General features: G+C 46.6%; 16 protein-coding genes. 14 read left to right on the top strand and 2 right to left on the bottom strand.

Annotated features, from left to right (window positions below):
- Nucleotides 1-473: enoyl-CoA hydratase/isomerase family protein (locus HRU21_04915; protein ID NRA41634.1), on the bottom strand; the 473-nt coding region annotated here is incomplete at its 3' end.
- A gap of 175 nt (nucleotides 474-648) precedes the next feature.
- On the opposite strand from HRU21_04915, the gene HRU21_04920 reads away from it, so the two are divergent.
- From HRU21_04920 to recJ, 3 genes are read left to right on the top strand one after another with little or no spacing between them, the layout of a single operon-like run.
- On the top strand, nucleotides 649-1,134 hold the full coding sequence (locus tag HRU21_04920) for a YiiD C-terminal domain-containing protein (GenBank protein ID NRA41635.1): 486 nt from the start codon (nucleotides 649-651) through the stop codon (nucleotides 1,132-1,134).
- Nucleotides 1,135-1,175: 41 nt separating this feature from the next.
- Complete coding sequence (locus tag HRU21_04925) at nucleotides 1,176-2,897, top strand: wax ester/triacylglycerol synthase family O-acyltransferase (protein NRA41636.1); 1,722 nt, start codon at nucleotides 1,176-1,178, stop codon at nucleotides 2,895-2,897.
- Nucleotides 2,898-2,952: 55 nt separating this feature from the next.
- Nucleotides 2,953-4,767 (top strand): single-stranded-DNA-specific exonuclease RecJ, encoded by a 1,815-nt coding sequence (recJ, locus tag HRU21_04930; GenBank protein ID NRA41637.1) that lies wholly within the window; start codon nucleotides 2,953-2,955, stop codon nucleotides 4,765-4,767.
- 25 nt (nucleotides 4,768-4,792) lie between these two features.
- Here the strand turns inward: recJ and HRU21_04935 are convergent, their stop codons facing one another.
- Nucleotides 4,793-5,305, bottom strand: coding sequence for a hypothetical protein (locus tag HRU21_04935; protein ID NRA41638.1), 513 nt, complete (start codon nucleotides 5,303-5,305; stop codon nucleotides 4,793-4,795).
- A 294-nt stretch (nucleotides 5,306-5,599) separates the two neighbouring features.
- Between HRU21_04935 and HRU21_04940 the strand changes: the two genes are divergently transcribed.
- The 11 genes from HRU21_04940 to HRU21_04990 all read left to right on the top strand — a co-directional run.
- Nucleotides 5,600-6,730 carry an NAD(P) transhydrogenase subunit alpha gene (locus HRU21_04940; protein NRA41639.1) on the top strand — a complete coding sequence of 377 codons (1,131 nt, stop codon included), beginning with the start codon at nucleotides 5,600-5,602 and terminating at the stop codon, nucleotides 6,728-6,730.
- Between the two features lie 11 nt (nucleotides 6,731-6,741).
- Entirely contained in the window at nucleotides 6,742-7,017 is a 276-nt protein-coding gene (locus HRU21_04945; GenBank protein ID NRA41640.1) for an NAD(P) transhydrogenase subunit alpha, read from the top strand.
- A gap of 9 nt (nucleotides 7,018-7,026) precedes the next feature.
- Nucleotides 7,027-8,421 carry an NAD(P)(+) transhydrogenase (Re/Si-specific) subunit beta gene (locus HRU21_04950; GenBank protein ID NRA41641.1) on the top strand — a complete coding sequence of 465 codons (1,395 nt, stop codon included), beginning with the start codon at nucleotides 7,027-7,029 and terminating at the stop codon, nucleotides 8,419-8,421.
- Nucleotides 8,422-8,685: 264 nt separating this feature from the next.
- Nucleotides 8,686-11,535, top strand: a complete 2,850-nt coding sequence (locus HRU21_04955) for a 2-oxoglutarate dehydrogenase E1 component (protein NRA41642.1) — start codon at nucleotides 8,686-8,688, stop codon at nucleotides 11,533-11,535.
- A 42-nt stretch (nucleotides 11,536-11,577) separates the two neighbouring features.
- On the top strand, nucleotides 11,578-12,780 hold the full coding sequence (gene odhB / locus HRU21_04960) for a 2-oxoglutarate dehydrogenase complex dihydrolipoyllysine-residue succinyltransferase (protein ID NRA41643.1): 1,203 nt from the start codon (nucleotides 11,578-11,580) through the stop codon (nucleotides 12,778-12,780).
- Nucleotides 12,781-12,938: 158 nt separating this feature from the next.
- Nucleotides 12,939-14,381, top strand: a complete 1,443-nt coding sequence (lpdA, locus tag HRU21_04965) for a dihydrolipoyl dehydrogenase (GenBank protein NRA41644.1) — start codon at nucleotides 12,939-12,941, stop codon at nucleotides 14,379-14,381.
- Nucleotides 14,382-14,639: 258 nt separating this feature from the next.
- Nucleotides 14,640-15,800: an ADP-forming succinate--CoA ligase subunit beta gene (gene sucC, locus HRU21_04970; GenBank protein ID NRA41645.1), complete on the top strand. Its 1,161-nt coding sequence runs from the start codon at nucleotides 14,640-14,642 to the stop codon at nucleotides 15,798-15,800.
- A gap of 6 nt (nucleotides 15,801-15,806) precedes the next feature.
- Complete coding sequence (sucD, locus tag HRU21_04975) at nucleotides 15,807-16,679, top strand: succinate--CoA ligase subunit alpha (GenBank protein NRA41646.1); 873 nt, start codon at nucleotides 15,807-15,809, stop codon at nucleotides 16,677-16,679.
- A gap of 244 nt (nucleotides 16,680-16,923) precedes the next feature.
- On the top strand, nucleotides 16,924-17,199 hold the full coding sequence (locus tag HRU21_04980) for a hypothetical protein (GenBank protein NRA41647.1): 276 nt from the start codon (nucleotides 16,924-16,926) through the stop codon (nucleotides 17,197-17,199).
- Between the two features lie 49 nt (nucleotides 17,200-17,248).
- Nucleotides 17,249-18,052, top strand: a complete 804-nt coding sequence (locus HRU21_04985) for a DUF481 domain-containing protein (GenBank protein NRA41648.1) — start codon at nucleotides 17,249-17,251, stop codon at nucleotides 18,050-18,052.
- Nucleotides 18,053-18,337: 285 nt separating this feature from the next.
- On the top strand, nucleotides 18,338-18,525 hold a 188-nt coding region (locus HRU21_04990), incomplete at its 3' end, for an AAA family ATPase (GenBank protein ID NRA41649.1).

Raw genomic sequence — 18,525 nt, forward strand, 5'->3', positions numbered from 1 at the left:
TGGTTAAGGTAGTAAGCCATGCCGACGTCAGGAAAAAAGCCAATCGAGACTTCGGGCATCGCTAAACGGCTGGATTCAGTCACAATGCGAAAATCACAGGGCATAAATAAACCCATACCGCCGCCCATGACGATACCGTCGCCCAAAACGATGATAGGCTTGCTGAACTCACTTAGCTGTAAATTGAGTTGATATTCAGCTGTGAAAAAAGCTTCGGCTAGCTCTTGCTGCTGTTGCAGAACCTGTTGGCTGACGGTTTTAATATCGCCTCCGGCACAGAAGCCTTTTTCCCCTTGGCCTGTGATCAAGACCGCTGCTATATGACTGTCTTGCTCCCATTCGCTTAGGTGAAGACTGATGTCTTGCACCATCTGAAGATTTAAGGCATTGATGGCACTGGCTCGGGCCAATTCAATGACCCCGATATTGCCGCCATTGGCGGCGATGATTCGAGTGTGGATATAGTTGCTCACTGACTGCCTTATAAAATGTGTTTGGCCATAAGCTTAATCCAATCATTTGTTTGTGCCAATCGAAGTTGTGGTGCTAGAGTTGTTTTGTTATCGCCAGTGATCGCTATTGTACGTCGTCACTCGGCAACTTTATTGACTACTTGATCGACTTCTTGATCGATAAATGGATATTTTTATGCCGTCAGCTAATCAGCATGCACAGTACACTCAGCGTTTACAGCGTTTTATAGAAAATCATTTGCCATTAGTTAAAGCCATGGGGGCAGAGATTACTGATTACTCTGATAAGGCGTTTTCACTTTCTGCGCCCTTGGCCCTGAATCACAACGATAAAATGACCGGCTTTGGTGGCAGCCTCTATTGTCTCTGTGTTACGAATGCGATTGGTTTGATGTTTATCAAGTGTTTTGAGCAAGGCCTTAACCCTGATTTAGTGGTCAGTCATGCCGAGATTGATTATCAACGGCCGGTGGCGGATGCGCTCATTACCGCGACTGCTTCATCGCCTGATACGGCGGACTGGCAACAGTTTTTTACGCGCTTTGATGAGCGCGGCAAGGCGGGTATGTCGCTTAGCTCACATATTTATTCTGCGGGCCAGCTGGCGGTTAGCTTTAACGGTCGATTTGCGATCGTTGGCGAAACTGACAGCAGTTGCTAATTTGCTATGATGGACCTCTTAATAGAGGAAGCATAATAATAATGAAACAACTCGGTATTACAGATTCAGCTTTTATTAATCTTGAACACCCTTATACGCCTCAGCATATAGGCAGCTTTGGCATTTATGATCAGTCGACCGCGCCTGGTGGTCAGGTTCGCTTTAAACAAGTCATTGCATTTTTTGAACGTCAGCTAAAACAAATGCCGATGTTTAGAACCCGACTAGTGACAGCTGCTAGAGGTTTTGCACGTCAGTATTGGCACGTGGATGAAGACTTTGATGTTGAGTTTCATGTGCGCCACCTCGCCTTGCCGGCGCCAGGTGATTGGCGGCAACTGTGTATTTTGATTGCACGTTTGCACTCGCGTCCCTTGGATATGACCCGTCCGCTGTGGGAATCTTATATTATTGAAGGTTTAGATAATATCCCGCATCTGCCGAAGGGCTGCTTTGTTATCTATAACAAGCTGCATCACTCTCTGGTTGATGGTGGCGGCGCTAACGGTTTTATGCAGGCAATTCATGACTTGGAGCCTGTGGTACATGAAGTTTCTGAGGCTGATCAACAAGCTACCATTTATTCTGAAGATTCGCACCTAACCAAAGGTATGATTGCTGGCGAGATGACCAAAAATTATATCGACAATATTTGGAAAGAGAGTAAAGGTGGCATCGATACTGTTTCTGCAATGTTTCGCTCTGGCATGCAGTTGGCGAAAGGTGATGTCAATGCACCACCGATAACGGCACCTGAAACTCGCTTTAACCAACCGGTGAGAACGCACCGAGTAATTGAGTCGGCAAGCTTTGATCTAGAGGCCTTAAAGCAGATTAAAAATCTCAACGAAGTAAAGTTAAATGATGTTGTGCTGGCAATAGTGTCAGGGGGTATGCGTAAGTATCTTGAACATTATCGCGAGTTGCCAAAGCAACCAATGGTTGCAACAGTGCCGATGAATATGCGCTCGCGACGAGATGATACGGGTGAGAATAATCAGGTTGGCTCTATGTTTGCTAACCTCAATAGCGATATTGATGATCCGTTAGAGCGCTTGCGGGCAATTCATCGCAGTACTGAAGAAGCTAAGGCGTTTAGCGAAACCAGTCCGCTGAAAGACACCTTGAAAATTGCCGGTGCCTTATCTCCACGCTTTACTCAGCGCCTAGTGCGTTTTTACGTTGATAATGATCTAACAAAAAAGCTGCCGTTTAAGGTGAATACGGTGGTTTCTAATGTGGCCGGCCCGCCCATGCCACTCTATGCTTCGGGTGCAAAATTAGTTCAGTACGGGGGCTTGGGTGTGTTAACACCGGGCGTGGGCCTATTCCATCTTGCCTTTACCTATATGGGCGAGATGAGTATTACCATTCTCGCCGATCGAAATATGCTGCCAGACCCGCAGTTTTATCGCGAGTGCCTCGAGGCCGCTTTTCAAGAGCTTAAAGACTTAAGTGTATCTTCAGCTAATTCTGACAAAGCTAAGTCTGAAAACGCTAAGCCAGTTAAAACTAAGGCCAAAGCTGAGGCTAAGGCAAAAACTAAGGCCAAAGCTACGGTCAAAACTAAGGCTAAGGCAAAAACGAAGCCGCAGGCGAAAACCAAGACTAACAGCAAAACGAAAACAAAAAGCAAGGCCAAGCCCAAGTTAGCAGCTACTAAAACAGCTGCAGCCAAGCCAGAGGCGATTGATCAGCAGGCAGAAGCGTCTGATAATACGGCGTCAACATCAACGACTGACTCTTCGCGCCGCAGCGCCTAGCTGAATCGTGGCTAAAGTGAAAAGTGGCTAAGGTGAATAGTGGCTAAGGTGAATAGTGGCTAAGTTTCAAACAGCGCGACAGTATCTGCCGCGCCCTCAATCGCTCGCTGATCACTCGGCGCTATATACAAAAACACTTGCTGGCGAGCCCTATGCACTGCCAGATTTCATGCAGCAAATATGCTATAGCCGTGAGGTTTGTCAGCCGCAAGATTTAGCAATGTCGCTATCGCAATTGCAAGACCCTTTTACCCTGAAAGGTATGCATGCGGCTATCGCGCGTCTAGAGCAAGCTTATCAGCAACAGCAGTCGATATTGATCGTGGGCGATTTTGATGCCGATGGTGCCACCAGCACTGCGCTGATGCTGCAGGGCTTAGCTGTATTAGGCTTTAGCCATGTCGATTACTGTGTGCCTGACCGATTTATCTATGGTTATGGCCTGTCGACGGAGATTGTTACCTCGATTGCTGATGATGCGGCAAAGCCTGATTTAATTATCACCGTTGACAATGGCATTGCCAGTGTTGAGGGTGTTAACTTGGCAAAGCAGCTGGGCATCGATGTATTGATTACCGATCATCACTTGGTGGGTAAAACATTGCCAGATGCCGTTGCGATAATAAACCCCAACCAGCCAGACTGTCAGTTCCAGTATAAGCATTTGGCTGGGGTTGGTGTGGCATTTCACCTGTTGATGGCAATCCGCATGCGCTGGCGTCAATCCGGATTGTTTGATGCCGACTCCTTAGTTGAGCCTAATCTGGCGCAGTTTCTCTATCTCGTCGCATTAGGCACAGTCGCCGATGTCGTTAAAATAGATGGCTACAATCAAGTGCTGGTGCAGCAGGGCTTGATTCGTATGCGTAACAACGTGATCAATGAAGGTCTTCGTGCATTAATCAGGCTCTGCAATATTGATCAGCGGTATCTAAGCAGTACCGATATCGCTTTTAAATTAGCGCCTCGCATCAATGCTGCCGGACGATTGGATGATATGCGACACGGTATCGAATTATTGCGCTGTGCTGATGCCGATACGGCGACACAGCTGGCAGCTGAACTTGACCACACTAATCAGCGACGTAAGCAAATCGAAAAAACGATGCGCGCTGAGGCCGATGCTGAGCTTGAGCAAATAACCGCCGTTACAGCTGAGCAGCTGCCTCGCTGCCTATGTTTGTATCAAGAAAATTGGCATCAAGGTGTGGTCGGTTTGATTGCCTCACGCTTAAAGTCGCAATATTACCGGCCGGTGATAGCCTTTGCACCGGTCTATGATGCTGATCAACAGTTGATCAGTTTGAAGGGCTCAGGTCGCTCGATTGAGGGGATTCACTTACGTGATATGTTAGATCAATTGGCTACTCAGCGGCCAAGTTTGATAAATAAGTTTGGTGGTCATGCCATGGCGGCTGGTCTCAGCATACAGCCAGAGGACTTTGCTGAATTTAGTCAACAGTTTGATCGCATGTTGTCAGCATTTGACCAATCGCTGTTTACCGAGCAATGTTTTTACGATGCCAAGCTAGCGCCTGAGGATCTCACGCTTGAACATGCGCTAACGCTAGAGCAATTGTTGCCGTGGGGGCAGGGTCTGCCAGAGCCTTTATTTTATGGTGAGTTTGAAGTGCTCAGTATATCGATTTTGTCAGCGCAGCATATTAAAGCGTCGGTCAGATTGGAGCAGCAGAGCTTTGAGCTGATGGATTTTTTTGCAGATCTTGAGTTCTGGCAGCAGCTTGATAGCTCAGCGACTAAAGTTGCCGCCGTGTATTATCGAATGGCAGTTAATCGCTTTCGCGGTGCGCAGCGTTTGCAGCTTATTGTTGAAGATATATTGCCGCTAGCGCTTGGCAATATTCAATAGCGCTAGGGTGGTTCACCTCGCTTACTTAAGCTTGGCTAAACATTGGCCGAACTCTGCTTTTACATGCACTAGCCGCTGTAGGCGTTATTGCTAATTGATGCGAGCTAGGCTGTATCGTTTGAAGCTGAAAACGGGCTGACCATTTATTCACGGTATCCTCAGAATAATCGCAAGTGGCGCTTATGCCCCGCATCAGATCATTTTCACTGTAATAGATGGCATATCGTCGAACACTGATGCGTGCCAGTTTTATCAATTTCATTAAGCTACGGTGGCGCTGAAGTACGCGATACAGCATGGCCAGTTCGGTAATTGCATTCACAAAGCGAATTTCACAGCGCGCCTGATCGGCGTCAAGCTCCAGTAATAAGTCAGCAATTTGGCATGCCTTGAGTAGTTGATGTGCGGCACTCAGCATATCCTCTGCTGCAATCATTCGGCGTGCTTCAAAAACAAGTGTGGCACACCGTCGCTTAGCCTGTTCAGGCTGGCTTAGCATGATAGCTAGGTCATCTTGATTCATGGCATATTTGAGCATTGCTTCATCTCCTAACGACATTTCTAGCTTATTTGATATAATGTGCGCGATTTTGGTGCTTTTTAGGGCAAGCAGTGCTTAAACTAAGCTTTTTTCCCGCAGTCGCCGTAAAATACACCACAGAATGCATATTAATGCAAATGATTATCATTAACCATCAGGTGTTTTGTTTAAAATACCACCAAAACAAAGATTATTTTCTACAACAAATGATAATCATTATCATTTGTTGTAGAATGCGCGGCTTAATTTGTTGTCTAGCAGCATAGCCCAAATTTTCGACTAAGGAATTTTATGATCATTGGAATCCCCAAATCCTCTGCGGATGCTGAGCAGCGTGTGCTTGCGCTACCAGAAAATGTCGCAAAATTAACTCAGCAGGGTATGAATATTACGATTGAGTCAGGCCTGGGTGCTTCACTGAGTATAGCCGATCAAGCTTATATAGATGCCGGTGCTACGGTTGCCTCATCTGTTGAAAAGCTATTGGCTGATGCTGATATTGTGGTGCGAATCCAGCCGCCTACGGTTGATCAGGTTAAACAGTTAAAGCCTCATTCAATCCATGTATCAATGCTCAACCCATTCACTGATGATGAGTTGATTGAGGCATTTAATGCGCGTCAGGTAACCGCTGTTTCTTTGGAGATGATCCCGCGTATCACACGTGCACAAAAAATGGATGTGCTGAGCTCGCAGGCGTCTTTAGCAGGCTATGCCGCGGTGATTTTAGCGGCGCAGCAAGTGGACAAAATTTTCCCCATGATGATGACACCGGCGGGCACTATTTCGCCTTGTCGTGTGTTTGTTTTGGGTGCAGGTGTCGCAGGCTTGCAGGCGATTGCCACCGCGAAGCGATTAGGCGCGCGCGTTGACGCGTTTGATGTGCGGCCTGATACCAAGGAGCAGGTGGAGTCTTTAGGGGCTAAATTCTTGGAAATTGATCTTGGCGAAACTGGCCAGACTGCCGGTGGTTATGCCAATGCCTTAAGCGAAGAACAAAAGCAGCTGCAAATTGACGGGCAAACCAAAATTATTGCTCAATCCGATATTGTTATTGCCACGGCTCAGGCCATGGGTGGTTTAAAGCCAGCGCCTCGCTTGATCACGCAAGCGATGCTGTCAGCGATGAAGCCAGGTGCAGTAGCGGTTGATTTGGCGATAGAGTCGGGCGGCAATATTGAAGGTGCGGTTGCTGATCAGCTGGTTGAGATTGATCAGGTAAAAGTATTAGCGTTGAGTAATTTTCCGGCGCAGTTTGCCGATAGCGCCAGTCAAATGTTGGCTTCCAATATTTTTCATTTTTTATCGGAGTTTTGGGATCAGGAGGCGCAATCGTTTGCGCTGAAACTTGATGATGAGATTTTACAGAGTGCGGTGATTACCCATCAGGGTGAGACTGTTAGCGCGGTTGTGACAGCGTAAGAGAGGTTTTCGTGGAAGCAATTTATTTAGGTTTTATTTTAGTGTTATCGATGTTTGTCGGCTTTGAGTTGATCTCTAAAGTGCCAGCAACCTTGCATACGCCATTGATGTCTGGCTCAAATGCCATTTCGGGTGTTACCGTCATCGGTGCGATTGTCTCAGCTCAGTCGGGCTCTGAGCAACTGGCCTTATGGCTGGGTACATTAGCCGTTGCCTTGGCGACGATTAATGTGGTTGGTGGTTACCTTGTCACTGATCGCATGCTAGCTATGTTCAAAAAGAAGTAAGGGCTACCAATGACATTGCAAACATTCATAAACTTATCTTATATCCTCGCAGCGATCTTGTTCATGCTAGGTTTGAAGCAGCTTGGCTCGCCAGCTACCGCAAGACGCGGCAATATGATTTCTGCTGTGGGTATGTTACTAGCGGTGGTGGTTACCCTGCTCAGCGAGCTGAAGCTGCCCTGGGAAAATATCCTGCTGGGTTTGATTATTGGCAGTTTGATTGGTGGCTTTGCTGCCAGTAAAGTGGAAATGACCAGTATGCCTGAGCTGGTTGCGATCTTTAATGGTTTAGGTGGTGCTGCATCTCTGTTGGTCGGTTGGGTGGCACTGTTTCCTGTGACCATCGATGTTGTTGAAGGTCAGGCTGTTGTCTCGCCATTGGCAGCAGTGGCGATTGTATTGTCGGTAATGATTGGTGGCTTAACCGTCAGTGGCTCATTAATTGCGTATGGCAAGCTGTCGGAGCGTATGTCAACGGCGGCGCTAACGTTTCGTGGTCAACAGTTGTTGAACTCTGCCTTAGTACTGGCTTTGTTGGCCTGTGCAGTGCTTTTTGTGCTAAACCCCTCGCCGAGTGATCCTGTGTTTTGGGCGCTAATTGCACTGTCACTATTGTTTGGCATTATGTCGGTAATTCCTATCGGTGGTGCAGATATGCCGGTGGTGATTGCCTTGTTAAACTCTTATTCGGGTTTGGCAGCCTGTGCGGCGGGTTTTGTGTTGAATAATAATCTTTTGATCGTCTCAGGTGCTTTAGTTGGTGCTAGCGGCATCATTTTAACGAATATCATGTGCAAGGCGATGAATCGCTCTTTAGCAAATGTGTTATTTTCGGGCTTTGCTCAAGTAAAACAATCGGCTTCTGCGGTCGAAGGTGAGCCTAAGCCGATCTCTGCTGAAGATGCGTTTTTGATTGCTGAAGCTGCGCAGCGGATTGTGATAGTGCCCGGTTATGGTATGGCTGTTGCCCAAGCTCAGCATGTTGTAAAAGAGCTGGCTGACCATATGGAGGCAAATGGCGCTGAGGTGAAATTTGCGATTCATCCGGTGGCAGGTCGAATGCCTGGACATATGAATGTGTTATTAGCTGAGGCCTCTGTGCCCTATGACCAGCTGGTTGAGATGGATGAAATTAATCCACAGTTGCCGGCTACCGATTTGGCTATTGTTATTGGTGCGAATGATGTGGTGAACCCGGCTGCCAACGAAGACCCAGCGAGCCCGCTTTATGGCATGCCGGTCATTAATGTGTCTGAAGCAAGAACGGTGTTTGTATTAAAGCGTTCTATGAAGGCAGGTTATGCCGGTGTTGATAACCCCTTGTTTGTGGCTGAAAACACGCGCATGTTATTCGGTGACGCAAAGCAGAGTTTGAGTACCTTGGTGAGTGAATTTGTCTCATAAATCCGCATCATAAAGGTGCATTATTTTTTAAAAATAAATTAGAGCTAAACTGCTAAAAGTATTTTAATTTCAAGTCATTGATTTTATTGAAATTTATTTTTTAATTTTATTTTTAAATATTGGCACATAAAGTGCTAATTACGATTTAATTTTGCGCGGTGCTGNTTTAATCCAAATGCACCGTGAAGCTTGAAAATTATGGGTGTTAATCCTAGGGTAATCAGTGATAATAAGCCTATTAATCGTGCTGAATAAGGAATGGCTATGCAAGACAGTGTAATGCANCGTTTATGGCGTAGTTCTCATATCTCTGGCGGCAATGCTGTCTACGCCGANGACCTTTATGAGCAGTATTTACTAGACCCTAATCAAGTGCCGGCAGCATGGCGCGATTACTTCGATCGCTTACCAAAGCTAGAAGGTGTGATCGATGATGTGCCGCATTCTACGGTTAAGGCGCATTTTGAGCAGTTAGGCCGTGCAAAATCCCGTCCAGATGCGCAGAATAATGCCTACAGTGGTGAGGCTACTGAGTATGAGCGTAAGCAGGTGGCTGTGGTGCATATGATCACCGCCTACCGCCAGCGTGGTCATCAAAAAGCCGATATTGACCCCTTGGCGTTGATGCAGCGCAAAGATGTGCCTGACCTGCACCTTGGTTACCATCAGCTGTCTCAAGCTGACTACGATACCACCTTTCAAACCGGCAATTTTTACTTTGGTGCTGACGAGGCGCCGCTTAAAGACATTCATAAGGCGCTTGAGCAAACCTACTGCCAGAAAATTGGTGCTGAATTTGCGCATATTGTTGATACCGAGGAGCGTCGTTGGATACAGCAGCGCATGGAATCTGTGCGCAGTGCGCCAAGCTATGCAAACGATGTTAAGCGTAAGCTGTTAGAGCGTTTGACGGCTGCTGAGGGTTTAGAAAAGTATTTGGGTTCGCGCTATCCGGGTACCAAGCGCTTTGGGCTTGAGGGCGGCGAGTCGTTAATCCCGATGATGGATGAAGTCATCCAGCGTGCCGGCGGCTATGGTATGAAGGAAGTCGTTATTGGTATGGCGCACCGTGGTCGTTTGAATGTGTTGGTCAATACCATGGGTAAAAATCCAGCAGATTTATTTGATGAGTTTGAGGGGCGTGCTGAGTACGTTGGCAGTTCAGACGTAAAATATCATCAGGGTTTTTCAACCAATGTAATGACGGAGGGTGGTGAGGTGCATTTGGCGCTGGCCTTTAATCCCTCCCATCTGGAAATTGTCTCACCGGTAGTTGAAGGTAGTGTGCGTGCCCGTCAAGACCGTCGTAAAGACGTCAATGGTGATTGCTGTTTGCCGGTTGTGATGCATGGTGATGCAGCGTTTGCCGGTCAGGGCGTGGTTATGGAGACATTTCAGATGTCACAGACGCGCGCTTATCGCACCGGTGGAACTCTGCATATTGTGATCAATAATCAGGTTGGCTTTACTACCTCGCGAAAAGAAGATGCTCGTTCAACTGAGTACTGTACTGCGGTTGCTAAGATGATTCAGGCGCCAATATTTCATGTGAATGCGGATGATCCTGAGGCTGTGCTGTTTGTGACCCAGCTGGCTGTTGATTTTAGGCAGCAGTTTAAAAAAGATGTGGTTATTGATCTGATTTGTTACCGTCGTCGCGGCCATAACGAGGCCGATGAGCCATCCGGTACACAGCCGACCATGTACAATAAAATTAAAACACATAAAACCACAAGAGATCAGTATGCGGCACGACTGATTGCTGCCGGTATTATTGATGAGGCTTATGATCAGGCAGGCATTAATGCCTACCGAGATATGTTGGATAATGGACAGCATGTTGCATTATCGTTAGTGAAAGAACCAAATGCGTCTTTATTTGTCGATTGGAAGCCATATCTTGGCCATGATTACTACTTTGATTGCGATACCAGCTATGACGCCGAGCGCTTAAAATATTTAGCCGATAAGCTGTGTCAAGTGCCGGAAGGTTTTGTGGTGCAGCGGCAGGTGGCAAAGATTCTTGAAGATCGCAAGAAAATGACTGCTGGCGCGTTAGAGATTAATTGGGGATATGCAGAAACCTTGGCATATGCCACCTTGTTAGATCAGGGCAGCCCGGTTCGTATCACCGGTCAAGATGTTGGTCGTGGTACTTTTTCACATCGGCATGCCGTGTTGCACAATCAGAAAGAGCCCGGCGCTTACGTACCACTAAAGAATTTAGCTGATGATCAGCCAGAAATGACGATACATGACTCATTTTTGTCTGAAGAAGCGGTTTTGGCATTTGAGTATGGCTATGCCACCACAACGCCGAATGCCTTGGTTATTTGGGAAGCGCAATTTGGTGATTTTGCCAATGGTGCTCAAGTTGTGATTGATCAGTTTATCTCATCTGGTGAGATAAAGTGGCAGCGCTTATGCGGCCTAACTATGCTGCTACCGCATGGTTATGAGGGGCAGGGCCCTGAGCACTCCTCGGCAAGGTTAGAGCGTTTCTTACAGCTATGTGCCGAGCAAAATATGCAGGTGGTTGTGCCAACAACGCCGAGCCAGATTTTTCATTTGTTGCGTCGTCAGGTGGTTCGCCCTCTGCGCAAGCCGTTAATTGTGTTTACGCCAAAGTCGCTATTACGGCATAAGCTTGCCGTGTCAAGCTTTGATGAATTAGCTAACGGTAAATTTTTGCCGGTGATTGATGAGGCGAATCAAGACTTGGCCAAGCAAAACATCAGTCGTTTGATTCTTTGCTCAGGTAAGGTGTTTTATGATTTGCTGCAGGCGCGTGAAGATCATGCTATTGAGCATGTTGCCATTGTGCGGATTGAGCAGCTTTATCCCTACCCTGAAGATGAGGTGCGCGATATTCTAGCGCAGTATAGTCAGGTGCAGGAGCTATATTGGTGTCAGGAAGAGCCGCGTAATCAGGGTGCTTGGTATAATTGCCAGCATCGCTTTTATCGTACCTGTCATGAAGTTTTCCCGAATACAATTTTACAATATGTGGGTCGCGCGCCTTCGGCCTCGCCCGCTGCGGGTTATACCGCCTTACATGTGGCGCAGCAAAATGCGTTTATCAACGAAGCCTTGGGTTTGGATGATCCAGCCTAATATCAGCTATACTGGGATTTGCCCTAAGACATAGGAATGCTCATGAGTATTGAAATAAAAGCCCCGCAATTTCCTGAATCGGTTGCCGATGGCACGATTGCCACGTGGTATAAGCAGCCCGGTGATGCTGTCAGCCGTGACGAGCTGATTGTGGATATTGAAACCGATAAGGTTGTACTTGAGGTCGTTGCGCCAGCCGATGGTTCGCTCAGTCAGATCCTCAAGCAAGAGGGTGATACGGTCCTTTCTGAAGAAGTGATTGCGGGTTTTGAGGCTGGTGCTGCAGCGGCTGCGCCGGCGGCTAGTCAGCCAGCTCAAGCGGCTGATGCGGTTTCGGCATCAGATCAGGAGCCTATTTTAAGCCCGGCAGCGAGAAAGCTGGCGGATGAGCAAGATATTGATGTGGCGACTCTAGTCGGCACAGGAAAAGCGGGGCGAATTACAAAAGAAGATGTTGAGCAAGCTGTCGTGGCTAAGTCGGAGCGCAGCGTTGCCGCTGCACCAGCAGCTGCGGTGGCAGAAGTTACTGTGTTGCCCGGTGAACGTGTTGAGCGTCGTGTGCCGATGACGCGAATGCGTGCGCGTATTGCAGAACGCTTATTAAGTGCTACTCAAGAAACGGCGATGTTGACAACCTTTAACGAGGTTAATATGCAGCCGGTGATGGATTTGCGTAAAAATTATCAGGATATGTTTCAGAAGGCGCATAATGGCACCAAGCTTGGCTTTATGTCATTTTTTGTGCGCGCGGCAACCGAGGCATTGAAGCGTTTCCCTGCTGTGAATGCATCGATCGACGGAGCCGATATTGTTTATCATGGTTTCCAAGATGTTGGGGTTGCGGTATCCACCGATAAGGGCTTGGTGGTGCCTGTACTTCGCGATGCTGACCATATGAGTCTTGCTGACATCGAAGATAAAATTAAAGAGTATGGTCTGAAGGCGCGTGAAGGCAAACTGGGCATTGATGAGATGACTGGGGGCACTTTTACTATCACTAATGGCGGTATTTTTGGTTCGATGATGTCAACGCCAATTTTGAATCCGCCTCAGGCTGCGATCTTGGGTATGCACTCGATCACTGAGCGTCCGATGGCGGTAAATGGCGAAGTTAAAATTTTACCGATGATGTATCTTGCGCTTTCTTATGATCACCGCTTGATTGATGGTAAGGAGGCGGTGCAATTTTTAGTCGCAATAAAAAATATGCTTGAGGATCCAGCGCGTATTTTGTTGGATTTATAGCAGTCATTGTTAATTTATAACTGTTACCTTGTCGCGTTTGATCGATGTTAGCGCTTCGATTGGCGGCAGATGATATTTTAAGCTTTTTTACGGTTTATGCGGTGGATGCAAAGCCGAGTTAATGTAGACCGGTTCAGCCGGTCATGTATGAGGAAATTATGGTCGATAAGTTTGATGTTGTCGTTATCGGTGCCGGTCCTGGTGGCTATGTTGCCGCTATTCGCGCTGCGCAATTGGGTTTTAAAACGGCATGTGTAGAAAAGTGGTCGACAGAGGATGGCAAGCAAGTTCTTGGTGGAACCTGTTTAAATGTGGGTTGTATTCCATCTAAAGCGCTGCTTGATTCGTCGCATCGCTTTCATGATGCACAGCATAATTTTGATTCTCACGGTATTGTTACTGCCGAGGTGGGCATTGATGTAGCAAAAATGCTTGAACGTAAGCAAGGCATTGTGAATCAGTTAACCACGGGTGTTGCCGGCCTATTCAAGGCGAATGGGGTTAGCTCTATTCATGGAACGGCAAAGCTGTTAGCGGGTAAAAAAGTTGAGGTGACGGCAGTTGATGGCACACAGACGGTGTACGATGCTGAGCATGTCATTTTAGCCTCGGGTTCGGTACCGGTTGAGATTCCGCCAGCGCCTTTAGATGATCAAGGTATCATTGTTGACTCGACTGGCGCCTTAGAATTTGCCAGTGTGCCTGAGCGTCTGGGTGTTATTGGTGCTGGGGTTATTGGCCTTGAATTGGGTTCGGTGTGGTCGCGCTTAGGTTCTGATGTGGTTGTGCTGGAAGCGATGCAGGATTTTCTGCCAGCGGTTGATAAAATGATTGCGAAAGAAGCCAACAAAACCTTCACCAAGCAGGGCTTAGATATTCGTTTGGGTGCGAGAGTCACCGCTACGGAGATTGTTGATGGTAAAGTGACTGTCAGCTATGAAGATGCAGAGGGCGAAAAGTCTGAAACCTTTGATAGATTGATTGTCTCTGTTGGCCGTAAGCCTGTCACCAAAGACTTATTCAGCGCTGACGCTGGGGTTACGATGGATGAGCGCGGTTTTATCGCGGTCAATGATTGGTGTGAAACCTCTGCGCCTGGCGTTTATGCGATTGGTGATATCGTGCGTGGCCCGATGTTGGCGCATAAGGGCAGTGAAGAAGGTGTGATGGTGGCAGAGCGTATCGCTGGTCAAAAACCGCAAGTCAATTACGACACTATCCCAGCGATCATTTATACCCACCCTGAAGTCGCATCGGTTGGTAAAACTGAAGAGCAACTCAAGGCTGAAGCAGTAGATTATAATGTCGGTACTTTCCCATTTGCTGCCAATGGCCGAGCTTTGGCTTCTAATGAGGCGGCAGGCATGGTCAAACTATTGGCGGATGCTAAAAATGACCGCATATTAGGTTGCCATATTATTGGTCCAGTAGCTGGTGATATTGCTCAGCAAGCAGTGATTGCCATGGAGTTTGGTTCGACCGCGGAAGATTTAGCCTTAACCATGTTTGCTCATCCGACAGTTTCTGAGGCGCTGCATGAGGCGGCATTAGATTCGATGGGCCATGCGATTCATAAGGCGAGCCGCAAAAAACGCAAATAATTACAAATTTACTCACTAATTGGTTTGATTTTCGTCAAACGGTTGATTGTCGAGATAAATTTATAGACAATACACGCGCCCAAATTTAGGCGCGTTTTTTGTACGACTTGCCAGATAATGATAATGCGTAGCTTGCTATTTGCTCGCCATGTCAGGGTAAGAATTTAGGGGGGAGTTGTCGCGTTGGTGAATTGACTGCTGCGATAACTTTCGTTCAATTAAGGCACATAGGTGCCCCAAATGAAGTGGTAAGACAACATGAACCTTCATGAGTATCAAGGTAAGCAATTGTTTGCCGAGTACGGTCTGCCTGTTTCTAAGGGTTTCGCTTGCGATACTCCTGAAGAAGTAGCAGAAAAAGCAAAACAAATCGGCGGTGACAAATGGGTTGTAAAAGCTCAGGTTCACGCTGGTGGTCGTGGTAAAGCTGGCGGTGTTAAGCTAGTCGACAGTCCTGAAGAAGCAGCAGCATTCGCTGAAAACTGGTTAGGCAAAAATCTTGTTACTTATCAGACAGACGAAAATGGTCAGCCAGTTTCTAAGATCTTAGTAGAAGACTGCACAGATATCGCTGATGAATTATACCTAGGTGCTGTGGTTGACCGTGCTACACGTCGTGTTGTGTTCATGGCTTCAACTGAGGGTGGTGTTGAGATTGAAACGGTTGCTGAAGAGACGCCAGAGAAAATCTTAAAAGCGACTTTAGACCCAATGACTGGCCCAATGCCTTACCAAGGCCGTGAGCTTGCATTCAAATTAGGTCTGCAAGGCGATCAAATCAAGCAATTCACTAAGATCTTCATGGGCTTAGCGCAATTGTTTATCGAAAAAGACTTGGCACTTATCGAAATCAACCCGTTAGTGATCAAAGAAGATGGCAACTTACACTGTCTTGACGCTAAATTAGGTGTTGATGGTAATGCGCTTTATCGTCAAAAAGACGTTGCTGCAATGAACGATCCATCACAAGAAGATGCGCGTGAAGCAGAAGCAGCAGAATGGGATCTTAACTATGTAGCACTTGATGGCAACATCGGTTGTATGGTTAACGGTGCTGGTCTTGCTATGGGTACTATGGATATCGTTGCATTGCACGGTGGTTTCCCAGCTAACTTCTTAGACGTTGGCGGCGGCGCGACTAAAGAGCGTGTTGCACATGCATTCAAACTGATCCTTTCTGACAGCAAAGTTAAAGCGGTATTNGTGAATATTTTCGGTGGTATCGTNCGTTGTGACCTTATCGCAGAAGGTATTATCGCTGCGGTTAAAGAAGTTGGCGTTGAAGTACCCGTTATCGTTCGTTTAGAGGGCACAAACGCTGATCTTGGTAAGAAAGTGCTTGATGAGTCTGACGTAGACGTTATCGCAGCAGAAAGCTTAACTGACGCTGCAGAAAAAGCAGTTAAAGCAGCGGAGTAATTATTAATGTCTGTATTAATTAACAAAGATACAAAAGTAATCTGTCAGGGTTTTACCGGTGGTCAGGGTACTTTCCACTCTGAGCAAGCTATCGCTTACGGTACTCAGATGGTGGGTGGTGTTACCCCAGGTAAAGGTGGTACTGAGCACCTTGGTCTGCCTGTATTTAACACTGTTGCTGAGGCAGTAGCTGCAACAGGTGCAACGGCATCGGTTATCTACGTACCTGCGCCATTCTGTAAAGATTCTATCCTAGAAGCGATCGATGCGGGTCTTGAGCTAATTGTGTGTATCACTGAGCACATTCCTGTGCTTGATATGCTTGAGTGTAAAGAGAAAGCGGATCAACAAGGCGTTCGTATCGTTGGTCCTAACTGCCCAGGTGTTATTACGCCTGGAGAATGTAAGATCGGTATCATGCCTGGTCACATCCACTTACCAGGTAAAGTAGGTATCGTATCGCGTTCTGGTACGTTAACGTATGAAGCGGTTAAGCAAACCACTGATTACGGTTTCGGCCAATCGACCTGTGTTGGTATTGGCGGTGACCCTATTCCAGGTACTAACTTCATCGATGTGCTAGAAATGTTTGAGAAAGACGCTGGCACTGAAGCGATTGTTATGATCGGTGAAATCGGCGGTACTGCAGAAGAAGAAGCGGCGGCTTATATCAAAGCAAACGTTTCTAAGCCTGTTGTTTCATACATTGCTGGTGTTACTGCACCTAAAGGCAAGCGTATGGGTCACGCAGGTGCGATCATCTCAGGCGGTAAAGGTACTGCTGATGAGAAGTTTGCAGCACTAGAAGACGCAGGTGTTAAAACTGTGCGTTCTTTGGCGCAAATCGGTGATGCACTGAAAGAAGTGACAGGCTGGTAAGACAAGCACTGTTGAAAAACCCGCTGCTCGCAAGAGCTGCGGGTTTTTTTATGCCAAAATATGCTGGCGTGGGCATTAATGGTGTTTGTGCTTAAAGCTGACTATGCTATGACTTTATTAGTGCTGAAAATATTGTGTAAAGCGATGTCATGTCGCATTGCATTTATGCTTAACTGTATGGCATAGCTGGGCTACATAGCTGTAAACTAGCTTTATCTTACTTAACGGTTTTTAGGAGGTGATTATGGATCATGATCAGCGAGACAGTTTTCTACCCGTGCCTAAAAATATTGATCAATTGCTAAGTGATGCGCAGCGTCAGGCGGTCGAGCACTTTGCTAAATTTGGTTTTTCGATTGCATTCGTGCGTCGCCCTGTTTTTGGCGAGCAGCTTGTGGTTTTGCAAAATGCCGAGCATGAGCTATTGGGTGTATTATTAGAAAATGGCCANATTGATACCGAGCATAAACTCAATCTACGANGTGAAACAGCGCAGAAAATAGATGCAAAAATATCCTAGCTGATTAAAATAGCGCTCTGATAATAAACTACAANCTTAGGGATTTACTATGTCTAGATGGATGCTATTGCTGTTATCTGCAGCCTCGCTGAATGTGCTTGCTCAAGACGCTGAAGCGCCAATCGAAGAAACCTCTCCTTGGTCTGGTGAAACAGAATTAGGCTATACCTATTCATCGGGTAATACTGATGAGCAGTCTTTGTTATTTCGTCAAAAGCTAATCTATGAGGCGGGTAGGTGGTTAAACACGCTGTCATTGAGTGCAGACTATACAGAGGCGCCGAAAGAAATCGTTGCTGCAGATGGCTCAACCAAGACCGAAAATGAATCTACCGAAGAAAAATACTTTGCTGAAGAAAAGCTCGATTATTTCATCACTGATGCGACCTATGGCTTTGGTCGTGCGACCTGGCAAGATGATAAATTTAGCGGTTTTGAAGAGCAAATGTCAGCGGTTGTGGGTATTGGTCACTCCTTTTTCCCGAATAACGAAACCCTAAGTTTTAAACTTGAGCTGGGTGCTGGTGCCAGGGTAGAGCGCTTTGATAAAGATTTAGAAGACGCTGATGGCAATTTATCCGCAGATGCTGGGCTCAAAACGGAACAAGCGATTGCCTATTTCTCCGATGAGTTGATTTGGAAGTTTTATGACACTGCTGAGTTAGGCCAGACCTTATCGATTGAATACGGTAATAAAAATACCGTGACGCGTGGCAATATCTATGTCAAATCGCAGCTTGCTGCAGCATTAGCATTAAAAGTATCTTATGAGATTGAGCATAATGATGTAGTGCCTGAGGATACTGAAAAGACTGATGAAAAGTTGAGTGTTTCAGGCCTCTACAGTTTTTAATCTGATCGAATGCTACGAGCTCTTTAAGCTGGACTATCTAAAGCGGTTCAGGATCATAAATTGCAGCTTAAACGTTAAAAAAGCCGACATGCAGTCGGCTTTTTTTATTGCTTGCATTCACGCTTTGCGCAATTGCAGATTGCGCTCTTAGCTGGCGATATTTAGTTTTTTACTGGCTGGCTTCGGTGAATAAAAAAATATACACTTGAATCTTATTTTTAAATCATCTGCTCACAAGTTTGGCCATTCGATCGCCAACTTAACGATAATAAATTTGAAGTAAATATGCGCTTAAAGTCTATCAAACTGGCTGGCTTTAAATCATTTGTTGACCCCACAACAGTTGATTTGCCGAGTAATATGTGTGCCATTGTCGGGCCAAATGGCTGTGGTAAATCCAATGTGATTGATGCCGTTCGATGGGTGATGGGTGAAAGCTCTGCTAAGAATTTGCGCGGTGAGTCAATGACCGA

The organism is Pseudomonadales bacterium (assembly GCA_013215025.1).
Classification (GTDB): domain Bacteria; phylum Pseudomonadota; class Gammaproteobacteria; order Pseudomonadales; family DT-91; genus DT-91.